Origin of the sequence: Pantoea sp. 18069, assembly GCF_902706035.1 — a bacterium.
Classification (GTDB): domain Bacteria; phylum Pseudomonadota; class Gammaproteobacteria; order Burkholderiales; family Burkholderiaceae_C; genus Comamonas.
The window spans coordinates 97427-114452 of record NZ_CACSJA010000007.1 but is presented as its reverse complement, the minus strand read 5'-3'; the positions used below and the strand labels follow the sequence as shown (position 1 = coordinate 114452).

Sequence of the window (17026 nt, the reverse complement as noted above, 5' to 3'; positions counted from 1 at the left end):
CCGCCGCCTCGGCAAGCCGGCCTCAATCCGGCTGTATGCCCGCTTCCTTGACCACCTTGCCCCACTTGGCCAGATCGGACTTGATCAGCGCCGCGTATTCCTGCGGCGTTCCGCCCTGGACCTCGATGCCCGCGGCCTCGAGCTTGGCGCGCACGTCAGGCAGCTTGAGCGCTGCGTTGATCTCGGCATTGAGCCTGGCCACGATCGCCTTGGGCGTGCCGGCTGGCGCGAGGAAGCCGCCATTCGTGTTGGCGTCGTAGTCCTTGAGCCCCTGTTCGCTTGCGGTCGGCACGTCGGGCAACGACTGGCTGCGCTTGCGTGTAGACACCGCAATGGCGCGTACGTTGCCGGCCTTGGCCTGCGCCTGGATCGCGCTGATCGTGTCGATGTAGAGCGCGGTGCGCCCGGCCAGCAGATCGGGGTGGGCGGCCGAAGATCCCTTGTAGGGCACCAGCAGCATGGGCGCGCCGCTGGCCATGCGGAACATCTCGGCCGCCATTTCCTGCGCGCTGCCGCGGCCCGAGGTGGCCACCTTGGCCTCGCCGGGGTTGGCCTTCATCCAGGCGACGAACTGGGGCAGCGTCCTGGCAGGAATCTGCGGGTAGATGGCGAACACCAGCGGCACCTCGTGGGTGTAGACGATGGGCTCGAAGCTGTTCTCCGGGTCCCAGCCCAGGTTCTTGAACAGGAACTTGTTGATGTTGTGGCTGCCGCCCACGATGCCTATCGTGTAGCCGTCGGGCGCTGATTTGGCGAGCGCATCCGTGCCCAGGTTGTTGGAGGCGCCGGGCCGGTTGTCGACGACCACGGCCTGGCCCATCGATGCGCCGAGCTTGTCGCCCACGACGCGCGCGATGGTGTCGATCGCGCCGCCCGGAGGGGCCGGAACGATGATCTTGATGGGCCGCGTCGGATAGTTCTGCGCCGAGGCCAGCGTGGGTGCGAGGGCCAGGGCGGCCGTCGCGGCCAGGATCTTGAAAAGTGCTGTGCGTTGCATGCTTGTCTCCTTTGTGGTTTTCTCTGTCGTCTTCCAGCGCCGCGGTCGGGCGCTATACGCTGTTCACCAGGCCGTCAGCCGCGGCCCACGAAGGGCATGGCGCTGGCCATGATGGTCATGTTGAGGATGTTGGCTTCCAGCGGCAGCGCGGCCACATGGCGCACCGCGTTGGCCACGTGGCTGGCGTCCATCATCGGTTCGGGCGCGGTCGTGCCATTGGCCTGCAGCACGCCGCGCGTCATGCGCTCCGACAACTCGGTCAGCGCATTGCCGATGTCGATCTGGCTGGCGACGATGTCGAACGCGCGCCCGTCGAGCGCCAGCGCCTTGGTCAGGCCCGCGACTGCGTGCTTGCTCACCGTGTAGGGTGCGGTGAAGGGCCGGGGCGTGTAGGCCGAGATCGAGCCGTTGTTGATGATGCGCCCGCCCTGGGGCGACTGGCGGCGCATCAGCCCGAAGGCCGCGCGTGCGCACAGGAACATGCCCGAGACGTTGGTGTCGAGCACGCTGAACCATTTGTCCAGCGGCAGTTCGTCTATCGGCACGGCCGGCGCATTGACGCCTGCGTTGTTGAACAGCACATCGAGCCGGCCGAAGCGCTGCTCTATCGCATCGAACAGCGCCTGCACGCTGTCGGGGTCGGTGACATCGGTGGGCACGGCCAGCGCGGTCTGGCCGCGTTCGGCGGCATCGGCGGCCAGCGCCTGCAGCGGTTCGGCGCGCCGGCCGGCAAGCACCACGCTCCAGCCGTCGGTGAGCAGACCGAGTGCCGTGGCGCGGCCAATGCCGCTGCCGGCGCCGGTGACCAGCGCTATTTTCGGGGAATTGTTCAAGGGGAAGCTCCTGTCATGGTTGATGAATGCCCGTCGCGCCCCGGTCTGCGGGACTGCCTACGGTCATGGAAAACTGGCCTATGCCCGCGACGCCGCCCGTGACGACGTCTCCGGGCGAAAGCGGCCCCACGCCCGCGGGCGTGCCTGTGAGGATCAGATCGCCGGGCAGCAGCGTGACCGAACGCGACAGCATGGCCACGAGTTCGGGCACGGACCACAGCAGATCGCACACATCGGCGCGCTGGCGTGCTACGCCGTTGACCGTGAGCCATACCGCGCCCAGTCTCGGGTGGCCCAGGGTTTCGGCCGGCACCAGCGGCGTGCAGGGCGCGGAATGATCGAAAGCCTTTGCGGGCTCCCAGGGGCCGCCGGCCTGCTTGGCCTGTTGCTGCAGATCGCGCCGCGTGAGGTCCAGGCCCGCGGCATAGCCCCAGATATGCGATTCGGCCTGGGCCGCGTCGATGTCGCGACCGCCGCGGCCCATGGCCACAACGAGTTCGATCTCATGGCAGAAGTCGCGCGTCGCGGATGGATAGGGCAGCGCGCCTTGCGCTGCGCAGACCGCGCTCGCGGGCTTCATGAACCAGGCGGGCAGCTGCGTGGGCGCGGCCTCATCGGCCGACCAGCGATAGTTGCGGCCTATGCAGAATACGCGGCCCAGCGGGAACCGGGCGCTGCTGCCTGCGACAGCCAAGGTGGCCGGCGCGGGCGCCGGAAAGACCAGGTCGATCACGGCGCTCATTGGGTGGTGATCTTGCGGCTGCGGATGATTTCGGCGTAGCGCGCCTTGTCGGCCGCGATCAGCTTGCCGAAATCCTGCGGCGAGGTGGCGCGCGGCACGCCGCCCAGCGCCGCAAAGCGTGCCTTGACGGCTTCGTCGGCGAGCACGGCGCGTACGTCGGCGGCGATCTTCTCGACGATGTCCTGGGGCGTGCCCGCGGGCGCGAGCAGGCCTATCCACGAAATCGCGTTGAAGCCCGGCAGCGCGCCTTCGGCCAGCGTGGGCACTTCGGGCAGCGCAGGCAAGCGTTTGTCGCTGGTCACCGCCAGCGCGCGCAGCTTGCCGGCCTTGATATGGCCCGAAGCCTCGAGCGCCGTCATGAACGACAGATCGACATGGCCCGCGAGCAGATCGGCAATCGCCGGGCCGCCGCCGCGGTAGGGCACATGCACGATGAAGCTGTGCGTCTGGTCCTTGAACATTTCCGCCACCAGGTGCGGCGCGCCGCCCGCGCCCGAGCTGCTGTACGACAGCTTGCCGGCCTGGGCCTTGGCCAGCGCGATGAATTCGGCGGGTGTCCTGGCGGCGACGGTGGGGTTGATCATCATCACCAGCGGCAACTCGGCGACCAGCGAGACCGGAGCAAACGCCTTGTCGGGGTCGTAGGGCAGCTTGGCGTAGAGCGAAGGGTTGATGGCCTGCGTGCCGATGTTGCCCAGCAGCAAGGTATAGCCATCGGGCTTGGCCTTGGCCACCAGATCGGCGCCGATCTGGCCGGCCGCGCCGCCCTTGTTCTCGACGATCACGGTCTGGCCCCAGCGCCGGCTCAGCTGTTCGGCGATCACCCGCCCGCCGGTATCGGTGCCGCCTCCGGGCGGGAAGGGCACGACCAGGGTCACGGGGCGAGACGGATAGGACTGGGCAAAGGCCGCGGGCGCAAGAGCGGTGGCGCCCAGGGCCAGGGCGAGGGTGAAGGCGAGGCGGCGGGTGGTGGTGGTCATGGTGGTTTGTCTCCTGTTGTTATCTTTTGGGGCGGAGCGCCTAGGTCGTGAGGCTCATGGTGGGGCGCTGGCCCGCGAGCGCCTGGGCAATGCCGGCGAGCACCATCTCGCCCATGGCGGTACGCGTCTCCCAGGTCGCGCTGGCGCGATGCGCCTGCAGGGTCACGGCGTCGGACTCGCGCAGCGCCAGGGGCACGCGGGGTTCGTCGACGAATACGTCCAGGCCCGCGCCGGCAATGCGCCCGGCGACCAGTGCCGCAGTCAGGTCGGCTTCATTGACCAGGCGGCCACGCGCGACGTTGACCAGGAAGCCGCGCGGCCCGAGCGCTTCGAGCACGGCCGCGTTGACAATGCCTTCGGCGCTATCGGCCGCTGCGCACAGCACCAGCGCGTCGCAGTCACGTGCCAGATCGATGAGATGAGGCACAAACCGGTGCGCGATGTCCTCCATTGGGCGTAGATCGGTGTAGCTGATGGGGCAGCCAAACGCTGCGGCCCGCACTGCGACGGCGCGCCCCACGCGCCCCATGCCGACGATGCCCACGCGCATTCCGCTAAAGCGCCGGGCGAGCGCAGTGGCGCTGGGCTGGGGGTTGAGTTCCCACTGGCCGTCGCGCACGAAGCGGTCGCCCGCGCACAGATTGCGGCAGGCCGCGATCAGCAGGCCAATCGCCAGATCGGCGACGTCTTCGGTCAATGCGCCCAGCGTGGCCGTGACGGGCAGGCCGCGGCCGCGGCAGTAGGCCAGATCCACCGCATCGGTGCCCACGCCGTTGACCGCGACCACCTTGAGGGCGGGCAATTGTTCGAGCAGCGCCTGCGAAATGCCGGTGTGGCCGCCCGTGATCACGGCGGCGACGGACGCGCCATGTTCGGTCAGCCAGGCTTTCTGATCGGCCAGCTCGTAGAACTTGTGCACGGTATAAAGCGCCGCGAGCTGCTCGTTGATCGCCGGAATCAGGATGGGGTTGAGTTGAAGGATGTGGGCTTTCATGGCGGTCACCAGGTTTTTGCAGGAATGTCTGCATCCTAGTTTTCACTTGATAATCTGGTCAATATTGATGTATAAAATCAACATATATAAAGCATAGGTGTTTCCCATGGCTTCCTGGATTTCGATGAACGAGGCCTGCGCGCTGCTCGGCGTGCGCCCGCAGACGGTCTATGCCTACGTCAGCCGCGGCAAGATCGAAGTAATGGCCGACCCCGGCGATACGCGCCGCAGCCTGTACCGTGCCGAGGACGTGGCGGGCCTGGCCAAACGCAAGGAGGCGGGCCGAAAACATGAGACCCTGGCCGCCAACACGCTGTTCGGCTCGGAGCCCAGCATCCCCACTGCCTTGAGCGCCTTCTTTCGCGGGCGCCCGTATTACCGCGGCCAGGACGCGGTGGAACTGGCGCGATCCGCCACGCCGGAAGAGGCGGCGCAACTGCTGTGGGGCGCCGAGCAGGCCGTCGATTTCTCCTGCTCCGCGCCACCCGCGCACCTGCGCCCGGCCACGCCCGGGCGGATCGCAGCGTTCACCACCCTGGCGGCGCTATCGGCCACCGGGCATTCCACGCGCGGACGCCTCACGCGCGTGCTGCATATCGAGGGCCAGAGCCTGGTGGGCCAACTGGCCGATGCGTTTGGCGCGGCGCCGGGCAACCAGCCGCTGCACCTGCGGTTTGCCAAAGGCTGGAAGCAATCGACCAAGGTGGCTGATCTGCTGCGCACGGCCATGGTGTTGCTGCTCGATCACGAGTTGACCAGTTCAGCGTTTGTCGCGCGCATCACGGCCTCGACCGGCGCCTCGCTGCCTGCCTGCCTTCTGGCCGGATTGACCACGCTTTCGGGGCCCTTGCATGGAGATGCCTCGGGCCGGGTGCAGGCGCTGTTCAGCGAAGTCGAGCGGCTGGGCGCGGACAAGGTGCTGGAACACCATCTGTCCATGGGGCTGCCGCTCGCCGGCTTCGGCCACCACATCTATCCCGACGGCGATCCGCGGGCCGCGGCCTTGCTGGCGTTGACCGAGCCGCCGGAGGTGATCGCGCGCTTCATCGAGAAGGCAACGCTGCTGACCGGCTTGCAGCCCAACATCGATGTCGCCCTGGCGGCGCTGATGGCGCGCCACAGGCTGCCGCATGACGCGGCTTTCAGCCTGTTCGCCACAGCGCGCAGCATAGGCTTGCTGGCGCATAGCCTGGAGCAGCTCGAGGTGGCGCAGGTGATACGCCCACGCGGGCGTTATATGGGGGTGGTGCCGGAGATGGGGTAGGGCTCGGCTCGCGCTGGAGGCAGGCCGTTCATCCTTCGATCCTTCGACGGGCTCAGGACGCTTGAGAAACAGATTTTCGTCTCATAAATCAATGACTTAGAAAGTCCTTGGTTTGAGCAAGCAGTGCGGCCGTGTCTTTCCACTCGGGGTGGCTCGCAAAGAAGCGCTCCATGGTATCTTCGCGCGGCATGTCCCAGGCGCCATGCACGGCCTGGCGCTGGGCCGGCATCAGGTCCAGGCCCTGATGCATGGGCAGGGCGCGGGTGAGTGCCCCGTTGGCTATCTCGAAGTGGGGCGGGGAAGTGTTTCTGTCGGCCAGGTTCGGCTTCTGAGCGGGGTGCAGGCGATCATTGCCCTGCGTCCCGCAGATGTGAAAGCGGCACCCAGCCCGACTCCGCTGTCCTTGGGTTCTCGCACCAGACCCAGCCGTTGAGCGTTCTGCCGCCGATCAGCGCTTCGCCGACACGTACATTCAGTTCCCTGGCCGTGTAGTCTTCAAGCGCACGGGCCGTCTGGTTGTCGATGAACGCGAGGACTTGCACCGGAACCCAGCCGCCGTCCTGTCCCGCGAGTTCACAGAAATACCAGTCGTCCCAGCCCTCGGGTCCGGCATATTTCTCACCGACGGCAAGAATAGTTCCTTGGGAAAAGGTGATGGGCTCGGGGTATTCGCTGGTGTGGGCCTGGGTGGCCAGATAGTTCCTGGTGTTCATTCTCAATGGTCCTTACCGGGCGCCATCGCGCGCGCACCGTGCTATGGCCTTTGCGGGATTTGGTCTGAAAGGCGAGCAATGCATGGCATGCTAACCAGGTTCGTCCATGTGCCGAGGGAACTCCGGTATCCGCTGTCCGTGTGCTCGGCGGCGGCGCGCAATCAAATGACTGCGCGCTGCCTGTCCAGCGCCTGCACTTCGACTTCCACATTGAATGCTGGGCCAGCCTGGAAATAGGCGGCGTAGACCTCATTGAACGCGGCGAAGTCCGCCAGGTCGGAGAGCCAGACATTGACTTTCACCACGTTCTCAATGGCGCTGCCTACCTGCGTGAGCGTGCGGCACACGCTGTCCATGACCACTCGAGAAATACCGGGCATGAGGATCGATAATGCAGGCCACACCAACCATGCGCTGTAGGGACGAAGATGAAGATTGCCGTACTCGATGACTACCAGAATGCCGTCAGCCAACTGGGCTGCTACACGCTGCTGAACGCGCACGACGTGACCGTTTTCACGCAGGCGATGGACGAGGACCAGCTCGCCGCCGCGCTGCAGGACTTCGATGCGCTGGTGCTGATCCGCGAACGCACGGAAATCACCGCGCGCCTGCTGGCCCGGCTGCCCAGGCTGAAGCTGATATCGCAGACCGGCAAGGTCAGCGGCCATATCGATGTGCCGGCCGCAACCGAGGCCGGCGTGGCGATTGCCGAAGGGGTGGGCGACCCCACGGCACCGGCCGAATTGACCTGGGCGCTGATCATGGCCGCGTACCGCAAGATTCCGCAATATGTCGCGCACATGAAGGCCGGGCGCTGGCAGACGTCGTCGCTGGACGCGCGCTTCAACACCCCGGGCCGCGCGCTGCAAGGCGATACGCTGGGCATCTGGGGCTACGGCAAGCTGGGCAAGCGCGTCGCGGGCTATGGCAAGGCCTTTGGCATGGACGTGCTCATCTGGGGCCGCGAAGCCAGCCGTGCGCAGGCGCTCAGCGACGGCTATCGCGTTGCCGATTCCAAGCAGGGCTTCTTCGCGCAGGCCGATGTCGTGAGCCTGCACCTGCGGCTCAACGCTGCCACGCAGGCCATCGTGGCCCTTGAGGACCTGCAGGCCATGAAGCCTTCGGCCTTGCTGGTCAACACCAGCCGCGCGGAGCTGGTGGCGCCGGGCGCGCTGCAGCAGGCGCTGGCCCAGGGGCGGCCCGGCTACGCGGCGCTCGACGTGTTCGAGACCGAACCCGTGGCCGGAGATGCACCGTTTCTCTCTGCCGACAATATCGTTGCCACGCCCCATCTGGGCTATGTCGAGCAAAAGGGCTACGAGCTGTACTTCCGCGCGGCCTTCGAGAACGTGGTCAGCTTCTTTGCGGGATCGCCGACCAATGTCTGCAATCCCGCGGCGCTCGGCAAACCCGAATGAAGCGCTGATATTTTCCAGCTGTCATGGGGGAGGCCCCAAGGCCCGGCCTGCTCACTGCAGCGAGATATTGCCGTCCTTGATGACCTTGCTCCACACCGTCGATTCGCTGTGCAGCAGGGCCGCGAGTTCATCGGCAAGGCCTGCCTGGGGCTCGGCGCCCAGGCCTGCGAGCTTGTCGCGCGTGTCGGGTGCCGAGGCGGCGGCGTGCACGGCATTGCGCAGCGCGGCCAGCACGTCGGGCGGCACCTTGCCTGTGACGAATACGCCGAACCAGCCCATGGCGCGAAAGTCGGGCAGGCCGCTGGCGGCCACGGTGGGCAGCTCCGGCAGCAGCGCGGTCCGGCTGGCGCTGGTCACGGCGATGCCCCGCAGCTGGCCGCTCTTGATGTAGGGCGTGAGGATGGCGACGTTGTCTATGCCGGCCTGCAGGCGGCCTGCCAGCAGATCAGGCATCAGCGCGCTCGTGCCTCTGTAGGGCACGTATTGCATGTCGGTCTCGGTCTTGCGCTTGATCATGTCCCAACCAAGATGCTGGGCCGAGCCTGGCGTGGAGCCGGCGTAGGAGATCTTGCCCGGATTGGCCTTGGCATAGGCAATCAGCTCGGGCAAGGTCTTCACCGGCAGCGAGGGATGCACCACCATGACATAAGGCGAGGTTGCGATCAGGCCCAGGGGCAGCAGCTGTTTTTCAGGATCGAAGCTGGTGGTGGGATAGAGCGCGCGGTAAGTGGCCAGCTGCGAGGGCGCCATCAGTATGGTGTAGCCGTCGGCGCTGGCTTTTGCCACGCTCTCTGCGGCGATCAGCCCGCTGGCGCCGGGCTTGTTCTCCACGACGACGGTCTGGCCCAGGGTATCGGCCATCTTCACGGCGATCAGGCGCGCGACCACATCGGTCGTGCCGCCGGCCGGCGTGCCGACCAGCATGCGCACCGGCGACGTCGGGTATTTGTCGGCCGCGCTGGCGCCAAGGGCGCCGCAGGCCATGAGCACGGCGGCTGCGCAATGCAGGGGAGTGAGAGAAAGGCGCATGTTGTCTCCTTTTTGTAGTGGGAAGGGGCAGGGGGTTCAGGTCAGGGCCGTTTGCCGATTTCCGCGACTTCGCGCGTCCAGACCCTGGCCTGTTCGCTCAGGCTCAGGCCCAGGCCGGGGCGCGTGGGCACCTGCATGCGCCCGTCCTTGATTTCCAGTCGCTCGTTGAACAGCGGCTCCAGCCAGTCGAAATGCTCGACCCAGGGCTCGGTCGCATAGACCGCGCCCAGGTGCACATGCAATTCCATCGCGAAATGCGGGCCCAGCGCCAACCCGGCGTTCTCGGCCTGGGCAGCAATCCGCAGGAACGGCGTGATGCCGCCCACGCGCGGGGCATCGGGCATCAGGTAGTCGGCCGCGCGGTGGCGTATCAGCTCGGCGTGCTCGGCCGCCGAAGTCAGCATTTCGCCGGTGGCAATCGGTGTGTCGAACTGCGCGGCCAGCGCGGCGTGGCCCTCGAAGTCGTAGGCGTCCAGAGGCTCCTCTATCCACACCAGATTGAACTGCTCGAAGATGCGGCACATGCGCTGCGCTGCGGGCCGGTCCCATTGCTGGTTGGCGTCGACCATCAGCGGCATGTCGTCGCCCAGGTGCCTGCGCACGGCTTCGACGCGCTGCACGTCCAGCGCCTGGTCGGGCTGGCCGACCTTGAGCTTGATGCCGCCTATGCCGCGCTCGCGCGAGGCCGCGGCGTTGACCAGCAGTTGCTCGAGCGGCGTATGCAGGAAGCCGCCCGACGTGTTGTAGCAGCGCACGGAGTCGCGCTGCGAGTCCAGCAGCTTGGACAGCGACAGGCCCGCGCGGCGTGCCTTGAGGTCGTAGAGCGCGACGTCGAAGGCGCCTATGGCCTGTACCGCCATGCCGCTGCGCCCCGCCGACGCGCCGGCCCATTGCAGCTTGGTCCATAACCTGGAAATATCGCTCGGGTCCTCGCCTATCAGCGCCGGAGCGATTTCCCTGGCATGCGCGAACTGGCCCGGTCCGCCCGCGCGCTTCGAATAGCTGAAGCCCAGGCCCTGGTGGCCGTCCTTGGTCGCTATCTCCACGAACAGCATGGCGATTTCGGTCATGGGCTTCTGGCGCCCGGTCAGTACCTTGGCATCGCTGATCGGATTGGCCAGCGGCAGATAGCACGAGGAAACGCGCACCCAGGCGATGCTGTCTGCGGGCACAGGGGTGTTATCGGGCAAGGGCTGGGAAGCGTTCATTTTGTGGCTCTTCAAGATAGATAACGTTGTCATTTTCAGGAATTGAAAATTGGCTGCTGGAGGTTTTGCAGGGCTTTCATTTGTCAAAAAAGGAACATGTCTTTCGTTCCCTCAGTGCTATGTTTCCTCCATAAACTTTGAAAATGATAACGTTGTCATTTTGTGAGTCAAGAGCTTGGCGACGGGGTTTTCCCTGTGCGTGTTGCAATGATCTGCGGGCACGGCCAGCCGCCTGCGGCATTGCTGTCTTGTGCCGCGGCCCTGACGCAGGCCGTAAACTAGCCACGTTGTCAGGCTGCCCGCACCGGGCGGACCCATGTCCATGAACACTTCCGTCCCCTTCAAAGCCGCCACCTTGCACGACGTCGCCCGCACCGCGGGTGTGTCGCTGATCACCGCCTCGCGCGCGCTGACCAATCCCAAGCTGGTATCGAACCATACGATCCTCAAGGTGCAGGCGGCGGCCGAGGCCGTGGGCTATATACCCAACCTGCTGGCCGGTGGCCTGAAGTCCAAACGCAGCATGATGGTCGCGGGGCTGGTGCCGGCGATTTCCGTGGCGCAGTTCCTGCCCACGGTGCAGTCGCTGACCGATCTGCTGTCGGATGCCGGTTACCAGCTGATCCTCGGGCAGACGGGTTACGACCATGCACATGAGGAAGCGCTGATCAACACCATGATCAGCCGGCGCCCGGACGGCATCGTCTTTACCGGCCTGGTGCATTCGGCCAGCGCGCGCGAGCGCCTGCGGCGCGTGGGCATTCCCGTGGTCGAGACCTGGGACCTGAGCGAGCGCCCCGTGGACATGCTCGTGGGTTTTTCGCATGTGAAGGTGGGCAGCGCCATCGCGGGTTACTTTCTTGCCAAGGGCTGGCAGCGCGTGGGCATCGCCACCGGCGACGACCACCGCGGCGGCTTGCGCCGTGAAGGCTTTCTGGCAGCGATCGGCAGGGAGGTTCCCACGGCGGTCGTGCCCGCGCCCAGCAGCCTGGGCCTGGGGCGCCGGGCGCTGACCGAGTTGCTGGAAAAGGACCCCGGCCTGCAGGCGATCTACTGCAGCTCAGACCAACTGGCGCAAGGCGTGCTGGCCGAGGCGCAGGCCCGCGGCATACGCGTTCCCGAAGAGCTGGCCGTGTGCGGCTTCGGCAATGCCGATTTCGCGGCCGACATGCAGCCGTCGCTGACGACGGTGCATGTAGACGGCGGCGCCATTGGCCGGATCGCGGCCCAGCTCATCATCGATCGCAGCAACGGCACGCCGGTCGCGAATGCCATCGTCGATGTCGGCTTTCGCATCATCGAGCGGCGCTCGACATCACTGGCGCACCGCTAGCGCTGCGGGGTGAATGGCGTCAGGGGGCGGGCACGATATTGGTCACGGCGAAGTTGACCAGTTGGGCATTGTCTTTGTCATCCCCGGATTCGGCGGGCAAGACAGAGCTTTCGCTGTGCTTCATCCACTCCAGCTCGTGATTCTTGATGCGGATGGAGTAGCGCGAATTGGCCCAGGCCACAATTTCCTTGGGCCTGAGCGTGAGCAATAGCTTCTTCCCGGTTTTCTGGTCAACGGCAGGGAGCGTGACCGCACCTTTGATCGAGAGCGTTGTCGCGCCGGCCAGCGTGCCTTGAAGGCTGATGGTCAAGCGGTCGAAGTTCTCTGCATCCGGAATGCTCACCTGCCTGATCACCTGGACCGTGGTGGGCGCCGTGTCTGCATCGTTCCAGCGGATCTGTGCCTCGTCCTGCGCATGCAGCAGGTCCACAATCTTCTGCAGGTTCAAGCGGGCGACATCCTCGGGCCTGATACGGCCCAGGTCGATCGGCTGGAACATCTGAAAGCGGCTCTTCTCGCGCTTGTGCGCGCGCTCCTGCCCTTGGTGAACATAGGTTTCATCGAGGTCGAAGGACCAGCCAGGGAGGGTGTCGAGACGGAATAACTCCGAAAACAAGGCCAGAAATTGCTGCGGATCCTGCTCCTTGGAAAACACATCGCTGTCGAGCTTGAACTCCCACTCGCCCGCTGCATTGCGCTTGTTGAATGGCGCGAGTTTTTGCAGACCGACGATGAACGCATGGGTGTCAACGCTGCCGTAGGAGGTGTATGCCGCGTGAATCAGTTCGATGAACTGCGCCGCAGCGGTGCGGGCATCGGGGTCTTGCGTCGTTGTCCTGAAGCTTTCGAGATGGTCCAGCAGCTTTTTCGGCCCTATCGCGCTGATCAGCAGCTTGAGCGAGCTGTTCGCATAGCTGTGGTGCCAGAAGGCGCGAAAGCCCTGCATGTCGTAGAAATGGAAATCCTCGGGCGCAATCGCCTTTCTTGCGTCAGCGCCCGTGATGAGGTTGACATTGCCGCCCGCCACGATGGAAGGCCTGGTGGTCGTGCTTGAACGCTCCACCGTCTCGCCGCTGCCGTCTCCCGACCCTCCGCCGCATCCGGACACCACTCCCGCCACTACGATCATTGCGCCCCAGTGGGGCCGTCGGCCGTTCATCATCTTGGATCTCCTTTGGCAGGGTGCTGGCGGAATGCCTCGTTTCCAGAGGCGCGGGGCGCACGCGTTCAATGGCCTGCAAACATCGAATGCAGTGCGTGATGAGTCGCCTCCATTGAACTGTGTGGGGCCGCGACCCCATGCCGGAGCGGCGCTCGCCCGCTTGCTGGCGCCGCTACCGGGCCCGCGTCGGCGCGCGCCGACGCCGGTCGCCGGAGCGAAATTCAGGTGCTCTCGCGCACCACGAGTTCATAGCCCGGCTGAACGCAGCCCGTCGCGGCCGACTTCGGTGGTGAGCGCGGGCGCCGTCAGGTGCGTGCTCACTCCGCCTTGATGTTTGCCGACCTGGCCAGTTGTGCGTAGCGCAACTGCTCCGCGCGGATCAGCTTGAGCAGGTCCGCGCCGTCGCCGGGATACGGCTCCACGCCGGCGGTCGACAGCCGGGTCTGGACCGCAGGGTCGGCGAGCACCTTGCGAACATCGGTGGCCACGCGCGTCACCACTTCGGGGGGCAGTCTGGCCGGCCCCATCAGCGCAAACCAGGTGGAGAACTCCATGGGCTGCAGACCCTGCTCCTCGAAAGTGGCCGCGTCGGGCAGCAACGGGTAACGCGCCGTCGTGGCCACGCCTATCACCTGCAGTTTTCCTGCCTTGACATAGGGCACGACCAGGTTGGCGCTGAGCACCGCCAGCGGAATCTGCCCGCCCACCACGTCGGTCAGGGCCGGAGAGCAGCCCTTGTAGCCGGCATGTACCGCGTCCAGCCCGGTTCTCTGTTTGATCAGCTCCATGGCGAAATGCATGGGGGTGCCTATGCCGCAGGAAGCGTAGCTCAAGCGGCCGGGATGGGCGCGGGCGTACTCCCGCAGCCCCTTGAGGTCCGTGATGCCGAGGGCGGGGTGCGCCACCAGCGCAATCGGCGTGCTGCCGAGCAGCATGATGGGCGTGAGGTCCTTCTCCGGGCTGTAATTCATTTTGACGCCCAGGCCCATGTTGGCGACCATGGTGCTGTTTTGCAGCAGCAGGGTATGGCCGTCGGCGGGCGAGCGCACCACGGCGTCCGAGCCGATGTTGCCCGAGGCGCCGGCGCGATTTTCCACCACCACGCCTTGGCCCCAAAGCGGCTGCAGGCTGGCGCCAAGCTGGCGTGCCAGGGTATCGGCGCCGCCGCCGGTGCCGTAGGGAACGATCAGGCGCACCGGCTTGCCGGGAAAGGCTTGTGCCAGGGCCGCCGGTGTCAGCGCCAGGCAGGCCAGGGCCAGGCCGAGTGAACCGAGGATATTCTTGAAAATCATGCTTTGTCTCCGTGCGTTGTATGTTGTTCCATCAGAGGGTCAGGTCTCTTGCGCACGAGCCTCTGCGGCTGTTGGCCGCAGGGACCCGCGAGGCTCATCCAGAGCAGCCCTGGCCTGGTGTCTGCTTCAGCGCATGCGCCCACAGCGCCCAGGTGCGCCCGATCTGGCCGTCGTTGGCGGTGGCGGCGCGTTCGGCTTCGTTGGGGCTGAGGTAGGTGACCGGGCCCAGCGCCATCGCTGTGGCCTGCATCCGGGCATTGACCTCGGTGTAGACGGCGCGGAACACCGCCTGCTGCAGCGAGTGGCCCACCACCGTGCTGCCATGGCCGCGCATCAGCGCGCAGCTGCAGGCGCCCAGCGATGTCGCCAGCGCGCGGCCGAGCGCGGGGGTGCTCACCAGAAGGTCGCTGTCGCCCACGGCATCGCGAATCTCGAAGTGGGCCGAGCCGCTGCCGAGAAAGCCCGCCATGTGGAAGATCGGACGCAGCCGCTGGCCGGTGACGCCGAACGGAATCACGCTGGCCGAATGGCTGTGCACGATGGCCATCACGTCGGGCCGGGCCCTGTAGATTTCGCTGTGGATGAAGCGCTCCAGATAGGGCGCGCCGTTCACCTGGGCGAGCGGCCTGCCCTCAAGGTCGTAGACGCCGATGTCCGCGGCCTCGACCAGCGCCGGCGCGCGGCTGCGCGAGAGCAGGAAGTGGCTGGCGTTGTCGGGGTGGCGCCGGCTCACGTGGCCGAAGCCGTCGACCACGCCCTGGGCGTGGAGAATGTGGTTGGCCAGCACCAGCTCCTGCACCACGGCGGCGGCGGGCGCTTTCATGGGGCAGCTTCCGGCGAGGCCTGCACGGCCAGCAGTGTCCAGCCGGTGGCGCCGTGCTCCCAGACCGCCAGGGTGCTGCTCGCCACCGCGTGCTGGCCGCCGTCGCGCAGCACGGTGGCGCGCATGAGGGAGTGGACCATGCCTGCGCGGCCGATCAGCCGGATCTGCGGCGCCGCAAATTCCAGCGTGGCGTAGCGCAGGCGGCCGCTGGCGAGCTTGTCCAGGTAGCTGTCGCGGTTGTCGCGCCCGCCGTTGGAGTGCACGTAGACCAGTTGCTGCGACAGCAGCTCGGACAGCCGCTGGGTGTCGGCCGCCAGCATCGCCTGGCGCCGGCTCTCTTCCGCGGCCCGCAGGCCGGTTTCGTCTGGCGTGTTCATGCTTCAGACCGCTTCGTTGGCTATGGTGTTCGCCAGCACGCCCACCTGGCCGACTTCGATCTCGACGCGGTCACCCGGCTTCATCCACACCGGTGGCGTGCGCTTGGCGCCCACGCCGCCCGGGGTGCCGGTCACGATCACGTCGCCGGGCTGCAAGGTGGTGACGGTGGAGATGTAGGCGATCAGCACCGGAATCGGGAAGATCATCGATGCCGTGGTGGTGCGCTGCATTAGCGCGCCGTTGAGCCGGGTCTCCAGCGACAGTTCGGCCCCATCGGCGATCTCGTCGCGCGTCACCAGCCAGGGGCCGAAGGCGCCGGTGCGGCTGAAGTTCTTGCCGGCGGTGAATTGCATGGTGTGGCGTTGCCAGTCGCGGATGGAGCCGTCGTTGTAGGCGCTGTAGCCGGCGATATGCTCCCAGGCCTCGGTTTCCCGGATGCGCCGGCCGGCCTTGCCGATGACGATCGCGATCTCGCCCTCGTAGTCGAGCTGGCTGGATTCGGCTGGCAGTTCGATGGGTTGCAGGTGGGCGGTCTGCGATTCGGCCACGCGCATGAACAGCAGCGGGTTCTGGGTCTTGTCGCGCGCGGTTTCTATGCGGTGTTCTTCGTAGTTGTGGCCTACGCAGAAGATCTTGCCGGGCGTGGGGATCACAGGCAGGAACTGGATGTCGGCGAGAGCGATGGCGGGCGCATGCGCGGCGGCGGCGATGGCGTCGAGCTGGCCGCCCTCCAGGGCGCTGAGCAGTGTCGGGTATTGAGCGCTGTGCAGGGGCAGCACGGCGCTGGCCTGGACCACGCCCCAGCCGGCTTGGCCGTTATGCAGGTAGCTGATGAGTTTCATGAGGGTCTTTCTGTGCTTAGTCGAGGGAAATGTGGTTTTGGCGGATGGCGTCGCCATAGCGCTGGGTGTCGGCGCGCAGCTGCTGCAGGAACTGTTCGGTATCGAGCGCATAGGGCTCGTAGAACATGGCGGTGTACTTGTCCTTCACTTCGGGGTCGGCGAGTACCGCTGCCACGTCCTGCTGGATTTTTTCGAGTACCTGCCTGGGCGTGCCCTTGGGGGCCAGCAAGGCCGTCCAGGCGCTGAGTTCGAAGCCCGCGGGGCCGCCCGATTCGGCGATGGTGGGCACGTCCTTGAAGCCGGCAACGCGTGTCGGGGCTGCGACGGCGAGATAGCGCGCCTTGCCCGCACGCTGCATGGCGCCGGCGCTGGCCGCGCTGCCGAACGCCCAGTCGAGCTCCTGGTTGCCCACGGCGACGTACAGCTGCGACATCTCTTTGTAGGGCACATGGGTCATCTTCGTGGCGGTGGCCGTCTCCAGCATCGCCGCGCCGATATGGCCCGGGCTGCCGACGAACCAGGATCCGTAGTTGATCCGGCCCGGCGCGGCCCTGGCCGCCGCGAGCAGGTCGCCCAGGTTCCTGTAGGGGCTGGCCGCGGGCACGGTCACGAAGAAGTAGTTGCGCAGAATGGGCGTGATGGGCTCGAAGTCGCGCAGCAGCTCGTAGGGCAGCTTCTTGAACAGGAAGGGCTGGGCGGCCATCTGCGCGTTGTCCATTTGCAGCAGCTCGTGGCCGTCGGGGTTCGCACGTTTGACGGCCTCGATGGCGATGAAGCCGCTGGCGCCGGGGCGGTTGTCGACGATGACCGGCTGGCCCCAGCGCTTGCTCAGGCGGTCCGCGACCAGGCGCAGCGCGACTTCGGGCCCGCTGCCGGCGGGGAAGGGCGTGACCACCCGCACGGGCCGGGTCGGATAGTTCTGCGCCTGGGCGGGCAGGGCGAGGGCGGCGAGCATCGCAGCGCCCAGAAGGCGGGGGAACAGTGGGTTCATGCTTGTCTCCTGAACAAGGGAAAG

General features: G+C 66.4%; 19 protein-coding genes. 3 read left to right on the top strand and 16 right to left on the bottom strand.

The features are described from left to right. Positions 1 to 22: 22 nt before the first annotated feature. The 5 genes from GVL12_RS08075 to GVL12_RS08055 all read right to left on the bottom strand — a co-directional run bounded on the left by GVL12_RS08075 (position 23) and on the right by GVL12_RS08055 (position 4546). Positions 23 to 997, bottom strand: a complete 975-nt coding sequence (locus GVL12_RS08075; protein WP_159912665.1) for a tripartite tricarboxylate transporter substrate binding protein — start codon at positions 995 to 997, stop codon at positions 23 to 25. A gap of 74 nt (positions 998 to 1071) precedes the next feature. Next, positions 1072 to 1830 (bottom strand): SDR family oxidoreductase, encoded by a 759-nt coding sequence (locus tag GVL12_RS08070; RefSeq protein ID WP_159912664.1) that lies wholly within the window; start codon positions 1828 to 1830, stop codon positions 1072 to 1074. A gap of 13 nt (positions 1831 to 1843) precedes the next feature. After that, a complete protein-coding gene (locus tag GVL12_RS08065) occupies positions 1844 to 2572 on the bottom strand; it encodes a fumarylacetoacetate hydrolase family protein (RefSeq protein WP_159912663.1) in 729 nt (242 codons plus the stop codon). After that, positions 2569 to 3552, bottom strand: coding sequence for a tripartite tricarboxylate transporter substrate binding protein (locus tag GVL12_RS08060; RefSeq protein ID WP_159912662.1), 984 nt, complete (start codon positions 3550 to 3552; stop codon positions 2569 to 2571). The genes GVL12_RS08065 and GVL12_RS08060 overlap by 4 nt, the downstream gene beginning before the upstream one ends. A 40-nt stretch (positions 3553 to 3592) precedes the next feature. Continuing rightward, positions 3593 to 4546 carry a 2-hydroxyacid dehydrogenase gene (locus GVL12_RS08055; RefSeq protein WP_159912661.1) on the bottom strand — a complete coding sequence of 318 codons (954 nt, stop codon included), beginning with the start codon at positions 4544 to 4546 and terminating at the stop codon, positions 3593 to 3595. A gap of 106 nt (positions 4547 to 4652) precedes the next feature. On the opposite strand from GVL12_RS08055, the gene GVL12_RS08050 reads away from it, so the two are divergent. Then, positions 4653 to 5810, top strand: coding sequence for a citrate synthase family protein (locus tag GVL12_RS08050; protein ID WP_159912660.1), 1158 nt, complete (start codon positions 4653 to 4655; stop codon positions 5808 to 5810). A gap of 88 nt (positions 5811 to 5898) precedes the next feature. On the opposite strand, the gene GVL12_RS08045 is transcribed toward GVL12_RS08050, so the two are convergent. From GVL12_RS08045 to GVL12_RS08035, 3 genes are all read right to left on the bottom strand, one after another. Continuing rightward, on the bottom strand, positions 5899 to 6060 hold the full coding sequence (locus tag GVL12_RS08045; protein WP_200843585.1) for a DUF3526 domain-containing protein: 162 nt from the start codon (positions 6058 to 6060) through the stop codon (positions 5899 to 5901). Between the two features lie 97 nt (positions 6061 to 6157). Continuing rightward, positions 6158 to 6523 (bottom strand): SH3 domain-containing protein, encoded by a 366-nt coding sequence (locus tag GVL12_RS08040; RefSeq protein WP_159912659.1) that lies wholly within the window; start codon positions 6521 to 6523, stop codon positions 6158 to 6160. 161 nt (positions 6524 to 6684) lie between these two features. Then, positions 6685 to 6903 (bottom strand): RidA family protein, encoded by a 219-nt coding sequence (locus tag GVL12_RS08035; RefSeq protein WP_159912658.1) that lies wholly within the window; start codon positions 6901 to 6903, stop codon positions 6685 to 6687. Positions 6904 to 6951: 48 nt separating this feature from the next. Here GVL12_RS08035 and GVL12_RS08030 point away from each other — a divergent pair, with 48 nt between their 5' ends. After that, the gene (locus GVL12_RS08030; RefSeq protein ID WP_159912657.1) at positions 6952 to 7944 is read left to right on the top strand and encodes a D-2-hydroxyacid dehydrogenase family protein; all 993 of its coding nucleotides are present in this window, start codon (positions 6952 to 6954) and stop codon (positions 7942 to 7944) included. Positions 7945 to 7995: 51 nt separating this feature from the next. Here GVL12_RS08030 and GVL12_RS08025 read toward each other — a convergent pair whose 3' ends face one another. Both GVL12_RS08025 and GVL12_RS08020 read right to left on the bottom strand, forming a co-directional pair. Continuing rightward, positions 7996 to 8973: a tripartite tricarboxylate transporter substrate binding protein gene (locus GVL12_RS08025; RefSeq protein WP_159912655.1), complete on the bottom strand. Its 978-nt coding sequence runs from the start codon at positions 8971 to 8973 to the stop codon at positions 7996 to 7998. A 41-nt stretch (positions 8974 to 9014) separates the two neighbouring features. Further along, positions 9015 to 10181: a mandelate racemase/muconate lactonizing enzyme family protein gene (locus GVL12_RS08020; RefSeq protein WP_159912653.1), complete on the bottom strand. Its 1167-nt coding sequence runs from the start codon at positions 10179 to 10181 to the stop codon at positions 9015 to 9017. A gap of 322 nt (positions 10182 to 10503) precedes the next feature. Between GVL12_RS08020 and GVL12_RS08015 the strand changes: the two genes are divergently transcribed. Then, positions 10504 to 11514 (top strand): LacI family DNA-binding transcriptional regulator, encoded by a 1011-nt coding sequence (locus GVL12_RS08015; RefSeq protein ID WP_159912651.1) that lies wholly within the window; start codon positions 10504 to 10506, stop codon positions 11512 to 11514. 19 nt (positions 11515 to 11533) lie between these two features. Here GVL12_RS08015 and GVL12_RS08010 read toward each other — a convergent pair whose 3' ends face one another. From GVL12_RS08010 to GVL12_RS07985, 6 genes are all read right to left on the bottom strand, one after another. After that, complete coding sequence (locus GVL12_RS08010) at positions 11534 to 12676, bottom strand: hypothetical protein (RefSeq protein ID WP_159912649.1); 1143 nt, start codon at positions 12674 to 12676, stop codon at positions 11534 to 11536. Positions 12677 to 12993: 317 nt separating this feature from the next. Continuing rightward, positions 12994 to 13968 (bottom strand): tripartite tricarboxylate transporter substrate binding protein, encoded by a 975-nt coding sequence (locus GVL12_RS08005; RefSeq protein ID WP_159912647.1) that lies wholly within the window; start codon positions 13966 to 13968, stop codon positions 12994 to 12996. A gap of 94 nt (positions 13969 to 14062) precedes the next feature. Then, positions 14063 to 14791, bottom strand: coding sequence for a class II aldolase/adducin family protein (locus tag GVL12_RS08000; protein WP_159912645.1), 729 nt, complete (start codon positions 14789 to 14791; stop codon positions 14063 to 14065). Beyond that, positions 14788 to 15168, bottom strand: coding sequence for a nuclear transport factor 2 family protein (locus GVL12_RS07995; RefSeq protein ID WP_159912643.1), 381 nt, complete (start codon positions 15166 to 15168; stop codon positions 14788 to 14790). Before GVL12_RS07995 ends, GVL12_RS08000 begins: the two co-directional genes overlap by 4 nt. Before the next feature lie 3 nt (positions 15169 to 15171). Beyond that, positions 15172 to 16011, bottom strand: coding sequence for a fumarylacetoacetate hydrolase family protein (locus GVL12_RS07990; protein WP_159912641.1), 840 nt, complete (start codon positions 16009 to 16011; stop codon positions 15172 to 15174). Between the two features lie 16 nt (positions 16012 to 16027). Then, a complete protein-coding gene (locus GVL12_RS07985; RefSeq protein WP_159912639.1) occupies positions 16028 to 17002 on the bottom strand; it encodes a tripartite tricarboxylate transporter substrate binding protein in 975 nt (324 codons plus the stop codon). Between the last annotated feature and the right edge of the window lie 24 nt (positions 17003 to 17026).